Origin of the sequence: Xanthomonas codiaei (genome assembly GCF_002939785.1) — a bacterium.
Lineage (GTDB): Bacteria > Pseudomonadota > Gammaproteobacteria > Xanthomonadales > Xanthomonadaceae > Xanthomonas > Xanthomonas codiaei.
The window spans coordinates 124073-139419 of the sequence record NZ_MDEC01000007.1; the positions used below are offsets into that span (position 1 = coordinate 124073).

Sequence of the window (15347 nt, forward strand, 5' to 3'; positions counted from 1 at the left end):
GCTTGCCAAGAGGCCGCGCCACTCAGGCCGACGGCCGATCCAGTCGCGCCCGCAAGCTGTCCAGGGCCGCCAGCAGTGGCGTGCGCATCTCGGGCGGCTCGACCGCCTCGAAGGGAATCTCCAGCGTCAGCAGGTTGGCCGCCAGCGTCGGCATGCTCGGGGCGCCCAGCCCAAGCCAGCAGTGCCCCGCCCCGTCGGCTTCCAGTGCACCCAGCCACGGCGGGATCTGCGCGGCCAGCGTGTCCAGCGACCCGGGCAGGCGAACCCGTACCCGGCAGGGGAACGGCGCCTCGCCGATGGCCTTGCGCAGCAGCTGCAGTGGCGCGTCCGGCAGCGCGCGCGTGGCGAACTGCGCCCCGGTCGGCAGGGCCTGATCGATGCGGTCCGCGCGCAGCGTCCGCCAGTCCTGGCGTTCGCAGTCCCAGGCCAGTAGGTACCAGCGCCGCCCGTAGTTGACCAGCAGCGCCGGCTCCACGCAGCGGACGATGGCCTCGCCGCAGTGGCGCCGATAGTGCAGCCGCAGCGTGGTGCGGTCGCGGCAGGCACCGGCCAGTTGCGCCAGCACCGCTGCGTCCACCAGGGTACCGGCCTCGGCCAGCGGCATGCTGGCCATGGCCGCGTGCGCGGCACTGGCCCGCTGGCCGCTGCGCCGCGGCAGCAGCGGGTCGAGCTTGGCCAGCACGCGGGTGGCGGCTGCGTCCATGCCACGGATGGCCGGGGCCGCCGCGCGCAGGGCAATCGCCACGGTCAGCGCCTCTTCTTCATCGAACAGCAGCGGCAGGGCGGCCGCACCCTGCCCCAGCCGGTAGCCACCCCCGCTGCCCGGCGCCGCATGCACCGGGTAGCCCAGTGCGCGCAGGCGATCGATGTCGCGGCGCAGGCTGCGCGGATGCACGCCCAGGCGCTCGGCCAGGGCAGCGCCCGGCCAGCTCCGCCCGCCTTGCAGCAGGGACAGCAGTTGCAACAGGCGGGCAGCGGTCGAGGCCATGACGAGACGGTATTGCGGACAGAAACTGTCCGCAAGCGCTCTGTAGCATCCTCCTATCAGCCACCACTGATCGACCACCCCAGACCCGCAGCCCAAGGAGATCGCAATGTCGGACGACCGTCGTCACATCACCCTGTTCCACAATCCCCGCTCACGTTCGCGCGGCGTGCTGGTGCTGCTGGAAGAACTGGGCGCCAGCTACAGCCTGCAGCGCATCGACCTGGAACAGGAGCAGCAGCGCACACCGGAGTTCCTGGCGATCAATCCGATGGGCAAGATCCCCACCATCGTCCATGGCAGCTGCGTGGTCACCGAGCAGGGAGCCATCTATCAGTACCTGGCCGAGCTGTATCCGGAAGCCGGCCTGTCGCCGGCGCCGGGCGATGCCGACCGCGGTGCGTACCTGCGCTGGCTGGCGTTCTACGGCTCGGCCTTCGAACCGGCGATCATCGACCTTGCGCTCAAGCGCCAGGCGCCACCGCGCTCGCTCTCGCCCTATGCCGACGCCGACACCGTGCTGGCCGTGGTCCATACGCAGCTTGCGCAGGGCGACTACCTGCTGGGAGCACGCTGCAGTGCGGCCGACGTGCTCTGGGGCGGCGCCCTGGCCTGGATGACGGAATTCGGCCTGGTCGACCCGCCGGCGCCCACCCGCGCCTACATCGCCCGGATGGCCGCGCGCCCGGCGGTGGCGCGTGCCGAGGCGGTCGACGCCCCGGCCGGTGCGGACGCTGCCGGCACAAGCGGGTAAACTGCGCGGCTTCGTTCACCACCCGCCTGGAATAAGCGCCATGCCCGGGACATCCGTTTCCGACCTGTCCACGGCCGCCGCCGTGGACACGCCCGCCCTGCTGCCACTGCCGGTCGCCCGCCCGGCAGCGCCTGCCGTGGTGCGCGGCAAGCTGTACATCAAGACCCACGGTTGCCAGATGAACGAGTACGACTCGGCCAAGATGGCCGACGTGCTCGCGGCCTCCGAGGGCCTGGAGCTGACCGACAATCCCGAAGACGCCGACGTGGTGCTGGTCAATACCTGCTCCATCCGCGAAAAGGCGCAGGAGAAGGTGTTCAGCCAGCTGGGGCGCTGGAAGGCGCTGAAGGCCGGCGGCAAGCCGGTGATCATCGGCGTGGGGGGTTGCGTGGCCTCGCAGGAAGGCGAAGCGATCGTCAAGCGCGCGCCCTATGTGGACCTGGTGTTCGGCCCGCAGACCCTGCACCGGCTGCCCGAACTGATCCGCGCCCGGCGCGAATCGGGCAAGTCGCAGGTAGACATCAGCTTCCCGGAGATCGAGAAGTTCGACCGCCTGCCCGAGCCGCGTGCCGAAGGCCCGTCGGCGTTCGTGTCGATCATGGAAGGCTGCTCCAAGTACTGCTCGTTCTGCGTGGTGCCCTACACCCGTGGCGAAGAAGTCAGCCGCCCGTTCGAGGACGTACTGGTGGAAGTGGCGCAGCTCGCGGCGCAAGGCGTGCGCGAGATCAACCTGCTGGGCCAGAACGTCAATGCGTACCGCGGCGCGTACGGCGCCGATGCAGGCGAGGCGGTGCAGTACGCCGATCTGGGTCTGCTGATCCGCACCATCGCGCAGATCGAGGGCATCGGCCGCATCCGTTTCACCACCTCGCATCCGCTGGAATTTTCCGATTCGCTGGTGGACGCCTACCGCGACGTGCCGCAGCTGGCCAACTACCTGCACCTGCCGGTGCAGGCTGGCAGCGACCGCATCCTGTCGGCGATGAAGCGTGGCTACACCGCGCTGGAATTCAAGTCCAAGATCCGCAAGCTGCGTGCGGTGCGCCCGGATATCTCGATCAGTTCGGACTTCATCGTCGGCTTCCCCGGCGAGACCGAGGCCGACTTCGAAAAGACCATGAAGCTGATCGAGGACGTGGGCTTCGACCAGAGTTTTTCGTTCGTGTATTCGCGACGCCCCGGCACGCCGGCCTCGGACCTGCACGACGACACCCCGGAGGCGGTCAAGCAGGCGCGCCTGGCGCGCTTGCAGGCGCAGATCAATGCGCATGCGGCGAGCATTTCGCAATCCATGGTCGGCAGCGTGCAGCGCGTGCTGGTGGAAGGCCCGTCGCGGCGCGATCCGAACGAGCTGACCGGCAAGAGCGAGAACATGCGGCCGGTGAACTTTCCCGGCAATGCCCGCCTGATCGGCCAGTTCGTCGATGTGCTGATCACCGAGGCGATGAGCAATTCGCTGCGCGGACGCATCCAGCTGGGCGATCACGCAAGCTGATACGGCACTGACGGTATCGGGTCGATGTCGTAACGCGGCATCGGCTGCAGGCGGCATCGATCGCTTGCAGCGGATGGTCGCATGACGGCGGGCATGCGCCTGCCTGCCCGGAACACACCGCCGATGTGATAGCAATGGCACACGCTTGCCACGCATCCGCTGGCTTGCGCTCGCGCCACTGCAAGTGCGTGGGCCGTTCCGCGCACGGCGCGTATGCATCGCTGCCGGGTCTTCCCCTGGTCCTGATGCGCCTTCAGGCGTTTGCAGCGGCGTCCTGCACGGCCGGCACGCGCCACCGACGCCTGCAGCGATTTCGTACTGGTGAAAATTTCACCAGCAAACCGCCGCACCTTGTGACAGAAGGCGTGGCGGCACTTACCCACAGGCTTTGCCGGATTCGATCCACATCGGGTGTGGACAACCCGTTCCGTACTGGTGATTTTTTCGCCACCTCGCTGCGAAACCTTGCGCCAGTAAGGCTGGCAACTTCTATCCACAGGTTAGTGAGGCGTGACTCCACAGCAATTGTGGAAAACCCGGCCGCACGGCAGGACGGCTGCTTGCCGCCAGTGCACCACGCCGCCGGGTTGTTGGTGGGATCACATCCTGCGCGCTACCCTCGCCTGCCGCCCCTACCGACGCCGCACGCGCGCTGCCCGATCCGACCATGAACGCACCCGCCTATCGCGATTTCACCCTGCAACCCGAAGACACCGAGCGCCTGGCCAACCTGGCTGGCCCGTTCGACGCGCACCTGCGCCAGATCGAACTCAAGCTCGGCGTGGAGATCGCCAACCGCGGCAACATCTTCCGCGTCACTGGCCCGGAGCCGGCGATCGCCGCCGCCCAGGAGTTGCTGACCGCGCTGTACGACGAGGCGGACTCGGTCACCTTCGACAACCACGCCATCCACCTGCGCTTGAACGATGCCAATGTCGAGCATGTGGTGGAGCGCGCGTACCAGCCGCAGGACGTGGCGATCAAGGTCAAGCGCGGCACCGTGCGTGGCCGCGGCGCCAACCAGGCCAAATACCTGCACGCGATCGCCACCCACGACATCAACTTCGGCATCGGCCCGGCCGGCACCGGCAAGACCTTCCTGGCGGTGGCCAGCGCGGTGGAAGCGCTGAACGAATCGCGCGTGCAGCGCCTGATCCTGGTGCGCCCGGCCGTGGAAGCCGGCGAGAAGCTCGGCTTCCTGCCCGGCGACCTCAGCCAGAAGGTGGACCCCTACCTGCGCCCGCTCTACGACGCGCTGTACGAAATGCTGGGCGTGGAAAAGGTGGTCAAGCTGCTGGAGAAGAACGTCATCGAGATCGCGCCGCTGGCCTATATGCGCGGCCGCACGCTCAACGACGCCTACGTGATCCTGGACGAGGCGCAGAACACCACCATCGAACAGATGAAGATGTTCCTGACCCGCCTGGGTTTCGGCTCCACCGCGGTGGTCACCGGCGACCTGACCCAGATCGACCTGCCCAAGCACGTCAAATCCGGCCTGCGCGATGCGATCGAAGTGCTGCGCGAGGTCGAAGGCGCCAGCTTCACCTTCTTCGAAGCGCACGACGTGGTGCGCCACCCGCTGGTGCAACGCATCGTCACCGCCTATGAGAAGCGCGATCTGGCCGAAAAGCCTGCCGACCCTGCGGCGTGATGCCGACTGGCGGGAGGTGACCGGGGATGCCTGGCGCGGCACGCCTCGGTGCAATGCCGGGCAAGCCGGTCGCGCGCGGTCATCGCGCAGCCCTTCGCGCCGGCCGGCCTGCTGCGCTGGGCCAGACGCACAACCCGCAGCGCCAGGGCGCTACACTCGCAACCTCGTTCTGCACAGGAGGTGCTCATGGCCGGTTGTCGCGCGTTGATCTTGGCCTGCATGCTGGGTGTTGCCCCGGTTGCGTTATCGGCCACGCCGGACGAAGCCGCGGCATCCTCGCGCGCTTACATCGAGACCAGTTACCTGGCCGCGCCGAGGAACGTTGGTCCATTTACGCTCGCCCGCAGCTCCTACAACCCGGCAGCCAAGGTCTCCGGGGCCGGATTCCATTACGCGATGGCTGGGCATCCGGAATTGAATATCGACGTGTTCGTTTATCCGGCCGGGCAACGCGCTCAAGCCGAGGCGATCGAACACGGCATGCTCGCCTTTCGCAAGGATCTCGACGCGGCGCGCACACAAGGCACCTATTCGCGGCTGGACGAGCTGGACCAGGGCAGGTTCGTATTGACCAGCGACGATGCTCCGAAAAACACTCCGGCCAATGCAGTGGATGCCAAGGTGATCGCGGCCGTTGCGGACGCCGAACGCATCGTTGGGGAAAAGTTGCGGCTCAGCATGGACCTGTCCTCATCCGGCATGCCGCTGCTGTCCAACGGCTACCTGTTCTACAAGCAGCTGTACTACATCAAGGTGCGGGTATCGGCAGCGCAGCAAGCAATTGCGCAGACCACGTTCGACGCACTTGCCGACCAGGCTGCGCGCGCGCTCGCACCGGCCATCCAGGTCAGCAATATTGGCGGGTGCGCGGACCTGACCGTCCATCTCGATACCAAGGCCACACCCGATCAAAGCGCCGTGGAGATGGCGCGCCAAATCAAGACGCATCTGGGCTTCAATTGCCACGGCTCGACCAAGCAGGCCGGCATCGAAGAACTGGTCAAGACAGCCGAGGTGATCGAAATCGCCTATGACCCCAGCGAGTGGAAGTCGCAGTGAGGCAACACACGCGCGATACTGTGGCTCCTGTCTGAGCTCAATGCTGGTATCGCCATGACCAAAGGTCCGGTCCGCCTCGACGTCGCCGTCAGTTATGCGTTGCCACGCGCAGGCCTGCCGTCGGCGGTGAGTTTTCGCAAGTGGGTGGCTGCTGCCCTGAAGGGACGCATCCGCGAGGCCGATCTGGCGGTGCGCGTGGTCGACGAGAAGGAAGGCCGCTCGCTCAACCACCACTACCGCGGCAAGGACTACGCCACCAATGTGCTGAGCTTCCCAGCCGAGCTGCCGGAGGGCCTGCCCAAGGGCATCAAGATGCCGCTGCTGGGCGACCTGGTGATCTGCGCGCCGGTGGTGGCGCGCGAGGCCGCAGAACAGGGCAAGTCGCTGGCCGCGCACTATGCGCACCTGACCGTGCACGGCACCCTGCATCTGCTGGGCTGGGACCACGAAGACGACAAGGAGGCCGATGCGATGGAGCAGCTGGAACGCGAGATCCTGGCCGACCTGGGCATCGAAGACCCCTACGCGGGGGAGCGCTGATGCGCGCGCTGATCGCAATGAGCTGCCTGCTGCTGAGTCCGGCAGCGGCACTGGCGCAAGGCGCGCCGCTGCGGCCCGACCTGCCGGCGCTGATCGAATGCCGCCAGCGCATCGGCGACTTCAACGCATTGGCGCCGGTACTGGCCGACCCGCTCAAGGCGGTGGCGCTGGGCTGGACACCGCTGGACCAGTCCAACCTGTTCATGACCGAATACACCCTCAACACGCCAATCAGCGTGTTCGGCCACAGCACCAACCACATCGCCTTTTCCGGCGCCAGCATCATGGCGATCCTGGACCTGCCCGATCCGCGCCCGCTGGCCAAGCAACTGGACCTGGAACTGGGCGTGGATAACGCCGACAAGGTCATGTACGGCCGCGAGCTGGTCAGCGAAGACACCACCAACCCCAAGACCGGCGAGGCGATGATCGAATCGGTGGTGCTCAGCGTGACCAACGTCAAATCGCATCCCGGCAAGACCGTGGTGGGCTGCGGCTACAGCCTGGACCTGCCCTGAGGCCGGCGCCGGCACCGCATCCACAGCGCGTTGCCGGCTTCCTGCTAGACTGCCGCCTCACGCCTGGTTTGCCGGGTGCCGTTCCCCGTCACGATGTCCGAAGACGACAGTAGCTACAGCTCAGACCCCCCCGAAAAACGCCGCAGCTGGCTCGAACGCCTGAGCGCGGCCTTCTCCGGCGAACCCCACACCCGCGACGAACTGGTCGCCTTGCTGCGGACCGCCGAACAGGACGGTCTCATCGCCGCAGACACCTTGCGCATGATGGAAGGCGCGATCTCCGTCGCCGAGCTCACCGTGGGCGATGTGATGATTTCGCGCTCGCAGATGGTCTCGCTGCCGGTGGAAGCGCGCTTCATCGACTTGATGAAGCAGGTGGTCGAATCCGGCCATTCGCGCTTCCCGGTGCACGGCGAGAACAAGGACGAAGTGCTCGGCATCCTGCTGGCCAAGGACCTGTTGCGCGGCGTGGTCGCCGACAACGGGCCCGGCAACGTGCGCGAACTGCTGCGCCCGGCGGTGCTGATCCCCGAGTCCAAGAAGCTCAACGTGCTGCTCAAGGAATTCCGCCTGTCGCGCAACCACATGGCGATCGTGGTGGACGAATACGGCGGCGTGGCCGGCCTGGTCACCATCGAGGACGTGCTGGAGCAGATCGTCGGCGAAATCGACGACGAGCACGACGACGCCGAGGAAGAGAATTCGCTGATCGCCATCCAGGCCGATGGCCGCTACGTGGTCGATGCGCTGACGCCGATCGAGGACTTCAACGAGCGCTTCGGCGCCGAGTTCCCCGACGACGAGTACGACACCGTCGGTGGCCTGGTCACCGATGCGATCGGGCATCTGCCGGAAACCGGCGAAGAGCTGACATTGGGGCGCTTCGCGTTCCGCGTGGCCAAGGCCGACGCGCGGCGCGTGCATGCGTTCCACGTCACCATCCTGCCGCCCGACCCGCAGGACGACGCTTGAACCAGCCCGTCCGCAGTGCCTGCACGGCGCCGCAGCGCGCTGGCGCCCGGCGGTGGTTCGCCTGTTGGGCGCTGTTCGTATTGACGCTGCTGGCAGCGCCACTCGCGCTGGCCCAGGCTATCCAGGGCGACGCGAATCCGGGCTTCGCTCCGGCCGGCGCACCGGCACCGCGCGTCGGCGTGGTGACCATGCAGCCCGGCGAAGTGTTCTTCGAGCGCTTCGGGCATGACGCCATCGTGGTGGTCGATGCGCTCAGCGGGCAGGCCACCTCCTACAACTTCGGCTTCTTCGACCCGAGCGAGCCGGACTTCGTGCCGCGCTTCGCGCGTGGCGAGATGATGTATTACCTGGTGGCGCTGCCGCTGGAAGAAGACCTGTCGCAGTACCGCAATGTCGGCCGTGGCGTCAGCGTGCAGTGGCTGGATCTGCCACCCGAGCAGGCGCGCGCGCTTGCCGATGGGCTGGCAGTGCGCAGCCGGCCGGAAAACGCGCGCTATCACTACGATTATTTCGAAGCCAACTGCGCCACCATGGTGCGCGATGCGCTCGATCGCGCCATGGGCGGCACGCTGAAATCGCAACTGGCCGGCCGCTCGCGCGGCAATACCTACCGCAGCGAAGCGGTGCGCCTGGCCTCCCCCGCCCCGTGGATGTGGCTGGGCTTCGACCTGGGCCTGGGTCCATACGCCGACCGCCCGCTGTCGCGCTGGGAAGAAGCCTTCGTGCCGATGCGGCTGGCCGACAGCCTGACCCAGGTGCACAACAGCGCCGGCCGGCCGTTGGTGCAATCCACCCAGGTGCTGCTGCCGCACCGCATCGCGCCCGAGCCTGCCGAACAGCAGCGGCATTGGTGGCCGTGGTTGCTGGCCGGCGTGCTGGTGGCCGCCGGCGTACTGGTGCTGCGTCGCCGGCAACGCCTGCTGGCCGGGCTGGCGCTGCCGTTCTGGCTGCTGTGCGCCATCGGCGGCGGCCTGCTGGTGTATTTATGGGGCTTCACCGCGCACCAATCGGCCTGGGCCAATCGCAATCTGCTGCTGGTCAATCCGCTGTGCGTATTGCTGTGGTTCGGTGGCATCCGGCTGCAGTTCGGCCATCAGCCGGGCCGCTGGTTCAACGTATTGTCCTGGCTGGTGGCAGCCGGGGCGCTGCTGGCACTGGTGATCCACTGGCTCTCGTTCCAGGCCCAGGACAACCTGCAATGGGTGATGCTGCTGTTGCCGATCCACGCCGCGCTCGCGATCGCCCTGCGGCCGCGCGACGCACTGCCCTCTCGACGCTGACTGAAGATGCGCCCATGACCACCCACGGCCGCCATCCAGACAATCCCTCCTGCGTCATCACCTGTGCCTATTACGATGGCGACGGCAAACGCCACGACATCAGCCTGGAGCAGATCAGCGATGTGTTGCAGCTTCCCGACGGTTTCGTCTGGGTGGGGCTGTACGAACCGCAGGAATCGGTGCTGCACAAGCTGCGCGACGAGTTCGGCCTGCACGACCTGGCGATCGAAGACGCACTCAAGGCGCACCAGCGCCCCAAGGCCGAGAGTTATGGCAACTCGCTGTTCGTGGTGGTCAATACCGCGCAGTTGGTCAACGAGCGTATCCGCTATGGCGAAACGCATGCGTTCCTGGGCCAGCGATTTTTGTTGACCGTGCGCCACGGCGCCTCGCTGTCGTACGCGCCAGTGCGGCATCGGGTCGAACGCGAACCGGCCATGCTGCGCATGGGCGCCTCGTTCTGCCTGTATGGCGTGCTGGATTTCGTGGTCGACAACTACCTGCCGATCATGGACGAATTCCGCGACACGCTGGAGCGCCTGGAAAAGGACATCTTCGCCGACGACTACAAGCGCGAAACCGTGGTGCGCCTGTACGAGCTCAAGCGCGAACTCAACAAGATGCGGCTGGTGGTAGCGCCGTTGCAGGACGTGCTCTCGCATCTCAAGCGCAACCCCGGTTCGCTGATCCATGACGAAGTCGGCATCTACCTGCGTGACGTGCTCGATCATGCGGTGCGCATCAACGACGCCATCGACACCTTGCGCGAAATGCTGGGCACCGCGCTCAGCGTCAACCTGTCGATGGTGACGATGGCACAGGGCGAGACGGTCAAGCGCCTGGGCGCCTGGGCCGCCCTGCTGGCCGCGCCCACCCTGATCACCAGCTGGTACGGCATGAACTTCACCCACATGCCCGAACTCGACAAGCCCTACGCCTACCCCCTGCTGGTCGGCGGCATCGTCGCCTCCTGCCTGGTGCTGTATCGCCTGTTCAAGCGGGCGCGGTGGCTTTGAGGGCCGCGTAGCGGCTTGGGATTGGGGAGTCGGGATTGGGGATTCGCTAGAGCGGGTCTGCTGCTTGCTGATGCAGCGTGAGCGACGACAGAGTGCGCGGGTCGACCAAGCCTCATGTGCCACCTCATCCGCGCTTCGGGCACCTCTTCCCGGCGGGAGAAGGAAGCGCCCTGGCCTTTGCCAATCCCAAATCCCAAATCACCAATCCCTGCCCTCAAGCCACATAGACCGTCTTGATGTTCATGAACTCATGGATACCGTGATCGGCCAGCTCGCGGCCGAAGCCCGAGCGCTTGATGCCACCGAACGGCAGGCGCACGTCGCTCTTGACCACCGAGTTGACGAAAGCCGCACCGCATTGCAGCTGCTGGGCGATGCGTTCGCCGCGCTTGGGGTCTGCCGTCCACACGCTGCCGCCCAGGCCGAAGCTGGTGTCGTTGGCCACACGCACGGCCTGCGCCTCGTCGGCGACGCGGATGATGGAGGCGACCGGCCCGAAGAATTCTTCGTGGTAGGCCGGCATGCCGGGCGCGACGCGGTCGAGGATGGTGGCCGGGTAGCCGGCGTAGGACCCGGCCACCGGTTCGCCGCCCAGCAGCACCTTGGCGCCCTTCTCCACGCTGGCCTGCACCTGCTTGTGCAATTCATCGCGCAGGTCGGCACGCGCCATCGGCGCCAGCGTGGTGCTTTCCTGCTGCGGATCGCCGAGCACGCGCCTGGACGCAGCGGCGACGAAGCGCTCGATGAACCGGTCGGCAACGGCATCCACCACGATGAAGCGCTTGGCCGCGATGCAGGTCTGCCCGCTGTTGTCGAAGCGCGACTGCACCGCCGATTCCACCGTGTGCTCCAGCTGCGCATCGTCCAGCACGATGAATGCATCGCTGCCACCCAGTTCCATCACGCACTTCTTCAGTTGGTCGCCGGCATTGGCCGCCAGCGAGCGGCCAGCGCGTTCGCTGCCGGTCAAGGTCACCGCGGCAATGCGATCGTCTCGCAACACGTCCGCTGCCTGGTCGTTGTCGATATGCAACACATCGAACACGCCAGGCGGAATGCCGGCAGCGTCCAGCACCTGCTTCATGGCATCGGCGCAGCGCGGCACATTGCTGGCGTGCTTGAGCAGCGACACGTTGCCGGCCATCAGACCCGGGGCCAGGAACCGGAATGCCTGCCACAACGGAAAATTCCACGGCATCACCGCGAACACGCAGCCCAGCGGCTCGTAGCGCACGTAACTCGATTGCGCCTCGGTAGGGATTTGGCGCGGTGCCAGGTAATCGGCCGCGTGCTCGGCGTAGTACGCGCAGGCCTGCGCGCACTTGTCCACTTCGGCCAGGGCTTCGGCGCGCAGCTTGCCCATCTCCGCGGTCATGATGCGTTGCAGATCCTCGCGCCGACGGGTCAGCTCTTCGCCCACACGGCGCAGCAGCACGCCGCGCTCGGCTAGCGGCAAGGCCGCCCAGGCCGGAAACGCCTTGGCCGATGCGGCCAGGCGTGCTTCGATGCCGGCAGCGTCCAGGGTGTGCTGGGTGTGCTCGACCTGGCCAGTGGCCGGGTTGACGGTGTCGTAGGACATGGCGATCTCCAGTAGCAAGGCCGCCATGCTAGTCGCCGGAAAGTTGTAGCCGCGTCACAACTGGCTGAAATCGGTGCAACGTTGTGTTTGCCGCTGCCGCGACGCAATGCCGCACCTCCATCGTGCCAAGCGGACCCCATGACCGCTGAAGAGCACTTGCAGGACAACGGGAGGGAAAGAGGCCTGCCCTCGACCATGCTTCAACCGCGCAGGATGCTCTAGCATCGCGCACTGGCAGCTCCACTGATGGAAGACCACGACAATGCGCCGGAATTCGATGGTTCTGGTTGTCCTTGGCACCAGCGCGTGTCTGCCTGGATGTGCCTTTGTTCGAGGCACCCCGCCGCATCAACGCGGATGCGCGCTCAGGCGGTCGCTTGCTGTGCCAGCTGCTGATCGCGCAGGCGACGTTTTTCGCTGCGCGACAGCAGCCACCAGCCGATCACCGCGGCGATCGAGACCGCCAGCACCATCAGGGTGGCCAGGGCGTTGATCTTCGGGCTGATGCCCAGCCGCACCGACGAGAACACCTTGATCGGCAGCGTGGTGGAACTGGGCCCGGCCAGGAAGCTGGCGATCACCACATCGTCCAGCGACAGCGTGAATGCCAGCAGCCAGCCCGAGGCCAGGGCCGGGGCGATGATCGGCAAGGTGATCAGGAAGAACACCTTCAGTGGCGTGGCGCCCAGGTCCATCGCGGCCTCTTCCAGCGAGCGGTCCAGTTCCTGCAGGCGCGAGGAAATCACCACGGTGACGAACGAGACGGTGAAGGTGACATGCGCCACCCAGATCGCCACTGCGCCGCGTGGTGCGATGCCGAGCACGCCGCCCATCGAGACCAGCAGCAACAGGATCGACAGCCCGATGATGACTTCCGGCATCACCAGCGGCGCGGTGATCAGTGCGCCGAACACGGTCTTGCCCGGAAACCGGCGCATGCGCACCATCGCCATGGCCGCCATGGTGCCGAGCACGGTCGATGCGCAGGCGGTCCAGAACGCCACCTCCAGGCTGACCCAGGCCGCGTCCAGCAGTTGCCGGTCGCGCAGCAGCTCGCCATACCAGCGGGTGGAAAAGCCGCCCCACACCGTGGCCAGGCGCGAGGCGTTGAACGAATACACCATCAGCAACAGGATCGGCAGATACAAAAAAGCGAACCCCAGCGCCAGGATGCCGCCCCCCAGTACGCGGCCACCGCGCGAGGCGCGCATCATGTCAGCCGCCCTTCCAGCTCGCGCTGCTGGTAACGGTGGAAGATCATGATCGGCACCAGCAGCACCAGCAACATGACCGTGGCCACCGCTGCAGCGACCGGCCAGTCGCGGTTGTTGAAGAATTCGCCCCACAACACGCGGCCGATCATCAAGGTATTCGGGCCGCCGAGCATTTCAGGAATGACGAACTCGCCCACCGCCGGAATCATCACCAGCATGCAGCCGGCCACGATGCCGTTGCGCGACAGCGGCAAGGTGATGCGCACAAACGCCTGCCACGGACGCGCGCCCAGGTCGTAGGCCGCTTCCAGCAGGCGCTGGTCGTGCTTGACCAGGTTGGCGTACAGCGGCAATAGCATGAAAGGCAGATAGCAATAGACGATGCCGATATAGGCGGCGATCGGCGTGTACAGCAACTGCAGCGGCTGCCGGATCACACCGATCGCCAGCAACGCCTGATTGAGCAGGCCATTGCCATCGAGGATGCCGATCCAGGCATAGACACGGATCAGGAACGAGGTCCACGACGGCAGCACCACCAGCATCATCGCCACGTTGCGCGTGGCCAGCGGCAGGCGCGCAATCACATACGCCATCGGGTAACCGATCAACAACGCCAGTGCGGTGGAAATCGCCGCGATCTTGATCGAGCTCAGGTACGCGGCCACGTACTGGCTGTCGCGCAGCAGCACCAGATAATTGCCCAGATGCAGCTTGACGCTCACCGCGCCATCGGCCGCATACGCGAACAGCGGCGTATACGGCGGCATCGCGGTGGCGCGCTCGGCAAACGAGATCTTCAGCACGATCAAAAACGGGATCGCGAAGAACACCAGCAACCAGAGATACGGCGCGGCGATCACGCCCCAGCGCGCACCCGGCACCCCACGGCGGAGAGTGGTTAGCAAAACGTCGCGAGCATTCGCCAGGGGGGTGCGGACGGCGCGGAGGAACCGCAGTGTACGGGTGGTACATGAGGATTCCGAGCACCGGCTGCGCCCCCCTGGCGGCTGCGCAGTAGTTTTGCTGGCCGCTCTCATGCGGTGAGCACCACGCCGTCGTCCTCGCCCCAGCCCACCCACACCGCATCGCCCCAGGTCAGCGCTTCGCTGGCCCAGCGTTGGCGATTGGCGAAATTGGCCATCAGCTTGACCCCGCTGGGCAGGCGCACGTGATAGACCGAATGGCTGCCGAAATAGGCGATATCTTCGATCACGCCCTGCGCCTTGTTGCAGGCCTGCACCGGCTCGTCCTTGCCGATGGCGAGCTTTTCCGGGCGCAGCGCAAACGCCACCGCCTGCCCTTCGAAGCCGGTGATGCCATGGCCGATACGGATCGGGGCGTCGAAGGCAGGCGTCTTCAAGGCGACGTAGTCCGGTTGATCCTCGGCAATGACCGCATCGACCAGATTCACCGAACCGATGAATTCAGCGGCGAAGCGATTGGCCGGTTGTTCGTAGATTTCGTCCGGTGTGCCGACCTGCTGGATCCAGCCCTGGTCCATCAGCGCGATGCGCGTGGCCATGGTCATTGCCTCTTCCTGGTCATGGGTGACCATCACGCAGGTGACGCTGGAGGTCTCGATGATGTTGACCAGTTCCAGCTGCATCTGCGAACGCAGCTTCTTGTCCAGCGCGCCCATTGGCTCGTCCAGCAACAGCAGCTTGGGCCGCTTGGCCAGCGAGCGCGCCAGCGCCACCCGTTGCTGCTGGCCTCCGGACAACTGATGCGGCTTGCGCCGGGCCAGCGCGCCCAGCTGCACCAGCTCCAGCATTTCGCCGACACGGGTGGTGACCGCCGCCTTCGACAGCCCTTCCTGCTTCAGTCCGAAGGCGATGTTCTGCTCCACGCTCATATGCGGAAACAGCGCATACGACTGGAACATCATGTTGATCGGGCGCTCGTACGGCGGCAGCGCGTCGATGGATTGACCATCGAGCGTGATGCGCCCATTGGTCGGCTGTTCGAAGCCGGCCAGGCAGCGCAGCAAGGTGGACTTGCCGCTGCCCGAGCCGCCCAGCAGCGCGAAGATCTCGCCCTTGCGGACCTGCAGGCTGACATCGTCGAGCGCAACGAAACCGTCGAACTCCTTGCGCACCGCGTCGATGGACAGATAACCGGCATCGGCGGGGCTGGAGGGTGGCGACATGGCCTCGGGCAGTGACATGGGTTCTCTCGATGGCGGCAGGCGCGGGCGCCATGCACGGAGTCTGCGCGCCATCATGACAAAAGCCGGATTCGCCTGCAGGCTACCCGGCCGATCGCGGCGCAAGGCGACGCA

Annotated in this window: 14 protein-coding genes and 1 other RNA gene; 9 read left to right on the forward strand and 6 right to left on the reverse strand. The window is 66.3% G+C overall.

The annotated features are described in order from the left end of the window. Positions 1-22: 22 nt before the first annotated feature. Entirely contained in the window at positions 23-988 is a 966-nt protein-coding gene (locus XcodCFBP4690_RS07280) for a helix-turn-helix transcriptional regulator (RefSeq protein WP_104540316.1), read from the reverse strand. Positions 989-1154: 166 nt separating this feature from the next. Between XcodCFBP4690_RS07280 and XcodCFBP4690_RS07285 the strand changes: the two genes are divergently transcribed. The 9 genes from XcodCFBP4690_RS07285 (at position 1155) to XcodCFBP4690_RS07325 (ending at position 10273) form a co-directional block, all read left to right on the forward strand. Continuing rightward, positions 1155-1739 carry a glutathione S-transferase family protein gene (locus tag XcodCFBP4690_RS07285; RefSeq protein ID WP_410049624.1) on the forward strand — a complete coding sequence of 195 codons (585 nt, stop codon included), beginning with the start codon at positions 1155-1157 and terminating at the stop codon, positions 1737-1739. 40 nt (positions 1740-1779) lie between these two features. Continuing rightward, on the forward strand, positions 1780-3234 hold the full coding sequence (gene miaB, locus XcodCFBP4690_RS07290; RefSeq protein ID WP_104540318.1) for a tRNA (N6-isopentenyl adenosine(37)-C2)-methylthiotransferase MiaB: 1455 nt from the start codon (positions 1780-1782) through the stop codon (positions 3232-3234). Positions 3235-3901: 667 nt separating this feature from the next. Then, positions 3902-4888, forward strand: a complete 987-nt coding sequence (locus XcodCFBP4690_RS07295; RefSeq protein WP_104540319.1) for a PhoH family protein — start codon at positions 3902-3904, stop codon at positions 4886-4888. A 396-nt stretch (positions 4889-5284) separates the two neighbouring features. Beyond that, the gene (locus XcodCFBP4690_RS07300; protein WP_104540366.1) at positions 5285-5947 is read left to right on the forward strand and encodes a hypothetical protein; all 663 of its coding nucleotides are present in this window, start codon (positions 5285-5287) and stop codon (positions 5945-5947) included. A gap of 54 nt (positions 5948-6001) precedes the next feature. After that, positions 6002-6487, forward strand: coding sequence for an rRNA maturation RNase YbeY (gene ybeY, locus XcodCFBP4690_RS07305; protein WP_104540320.1), 486 nt, complete (start codon positions 6002-6004; stop codon positions 6485-6487). Beyond that, positions 6487-7005: a hypothetical protein gene (locus tag XcodCFBP4690_RS07310; protein ID WP_104540321.1), complete on the forward strand. Its 519-nt coding sequence runs from the start codon at positions 6487-6489 to the stop codon at positions 7003-7005. The genes ybeY and XcodCFBP4690_RS07310 overlap by 1 nt, the downstream gene beginning before the upstream one ends. 93 nt (positions 7006-7098) lie before the next feature. Continuing rightward, positions 7099-7977, forward strand: a complete 879-nt coding sequence (locus XcodCFBP4690_RS07315; protein WP_104540322.1) for a CorC family transporter — start codon at positions 7099-7101, stop codon at positions 7975-7977. Further along, positions 7974-9257: a lipoprotein N-acyltransferase Lnb domain-containing protein gene (locus XcodCFBP4690_RS07320; protein WP_104540323.1), complete on the forward strand. Its 1284-nt coding sequence runs from the start codon at positions 7974-7976 to the stop codon at positions 9255-9257. The genes XcodCFBP4690_RS07315 and XcodCFBP4690_RS07320 overlap by 4 nt, the downstream gene beginning before the upstream one ends. Positions 9258-9271: 14 nt before the next feature. Beyond that, entirely contained in the window at positions 9272-10273 is a 1002-nt protein-coding gene (locus XcodCFBP4690_RS07325) for a magnesium and cobalt transport protein CorA (RefSeq protein ID WP_104540324.1), read from the forward strand. Positions 10274-10487: 214 nt separating this feature from the next. On the opposite strand, the gene XcodCFBP4690_RS07330 is transcribed toward XcodCFBP4690_RS07325, so the two are convergent. The 5 genes from XcodCFBP4690_RS07330 to XcodCFBP4690_RS07350 all read right to left on the reverse strand — a co-directional run bounded on the left by XcodCFBP4690_RS07330 (position 10488) and on the right by XcodCFBP4690_RS07350 (position 15233). Further along, positions 10488-11852 carry an NAD-dependent succinate-semialdehyde dehydrogenase gene (locus XcodCFBP4690_RS07330; protein WP_104540367.1) on the reverse strand — a complete coding sequence of 455 codons (1365 nt, stop codon included), beginning with the start codon at positions 11850-11852 and terminating at the stop codon, positions 10488-10490. A 365-nt stretch (positions 11853-12217) separates the two neighbouring features. Next, positions 12218-13066, reverse strand: a complete 849-nt coding sequence (locus XcodCFBP4690_RS07335; RefSeq protein WP_104540325.1) for an ABC transporter permease subunit — start codon at positions 13064-13066, stop codon at positions 12218-12220. Next, the gene (locus tag XcodCFBP4690_RS07340; RefSeq protein ID WP_104540326.1) at positions 13063-13974 is read right to left on the reverse strand and encodes an ABC transporter permease subunit; all 912 of its coding nucleotides are present in this window, start codon (positions 13972-13974) and stop codon (positions 13063-13065) included. Before XcodCFBP4690_RS07340 ends, XcodCFBP4690_RS07335 begins: the two co-directional genes overlap by 4 nt. Then, a non-coding RNA gene (locus XcodCFBP4690_RS07345) (sX9 sRNA) lies at positions 13966-14041 on the reverse strand. Before XcodCFBP4690_RS07345 ends, XcodCFBP4690_RS07340 begins: the two co-directional genes overlap by 9 nt. 61 nt (positions 14042-14102) lie before the next feature. Beyond that, on the reverse strand, positions 14103-15233 hold the full coding sequence (locus tag XcodCFBP4690_RS07350) for an ABC transporter ATP-binding protein (protein WP_104540327.1): 1131 nt from the start codon (positions 15231-15233) through the stop codon (positions 14103-14105). Positions 15234-15347 lie beyond the last annotated feature (114 nt).

Bases quoted from the DNA above. Each gene is read 5' to 3' on its own strand.
- XcodCFBP4690_RS07330 (WP_104540367.1), bottom strand. From the start codon at position 11,852: ATGTCCTACGACACCGTCAACCCGGCCACTGGCCAGGTCGAGCACACC.
- XcodCFBP4690_RS07335 (WP_104540325.1), bottom strand. From the start codon at position 13,066: ATGATGCGCGCCTCGCGCGGTGGCCGCGTACTGGGGGGCGGCATCCTG.
- XcodCFBP4690_RS07295 (WP_104540319.1), top strand. From the start codon at position 3,902: ATGAACGCACCCGCCTATCGCGATTTCACCCTGCAACCCGAAGACACC.
- XcodCFBP4690_RS07300 (WP_104540366.1), top strand. From the start codon at position 5,285: ATGGCTGGGCATCCGGAATTGAATATCGACGTGTTCGTTTATCCGGCC.
- XcodCFBP4690_RS07325 (WP_104540324.1), top strand. From the start codon at position 9,272: ATGACCACCCACGGCCGCCATCCAGACAATCCCTCCTGCGTCATCACC.
- XcodCFBP4690_RS07310 (WP_104540321.1), top strand. From the start codon at position 6,487: ATGCGCGCGCTGATCGCAATGAGCTGCCTGCTGCTGAGTCCGGCAGCG.
- ybeY (WP_104540320.1), top strand. From the start codon at position 6,002: ATGACCAAAGGTCCGGTCCGCCTCGACGTCGCCGTCAGTTATGCGTTG.
- XcodCFBP4690_RS07350 (WP_104540327.1), bottom strand. From the start codon at position 15,233: ATGTCACTGCCCGAGGCCATGTCGCCACCCTCCAGCCCCGCCGATGCC.
- XcodCFBP4690_RS07280 (WP_104540316.1), bottom strand. From the start codon at position 988: ATGGCCTCGACCGCTGCCCGCCTGTTGCAACTGCTGTCCCTGCTGCAA.
- XcodCFBP4690_RS07315 (WP_104540322.1), top strand. From the start codon at position 7,099: ATGTCCGAAGACGACAGTAGCTACAGCTCAGACCCCCCCGAAAAACGC.
- miaB (WP_104540318.1), top strand. From the start codon at position 1,780: ATGCCCGGGACATCCGTTTCCGACCTGTCCACGGCCGCCGCCGTGGAC.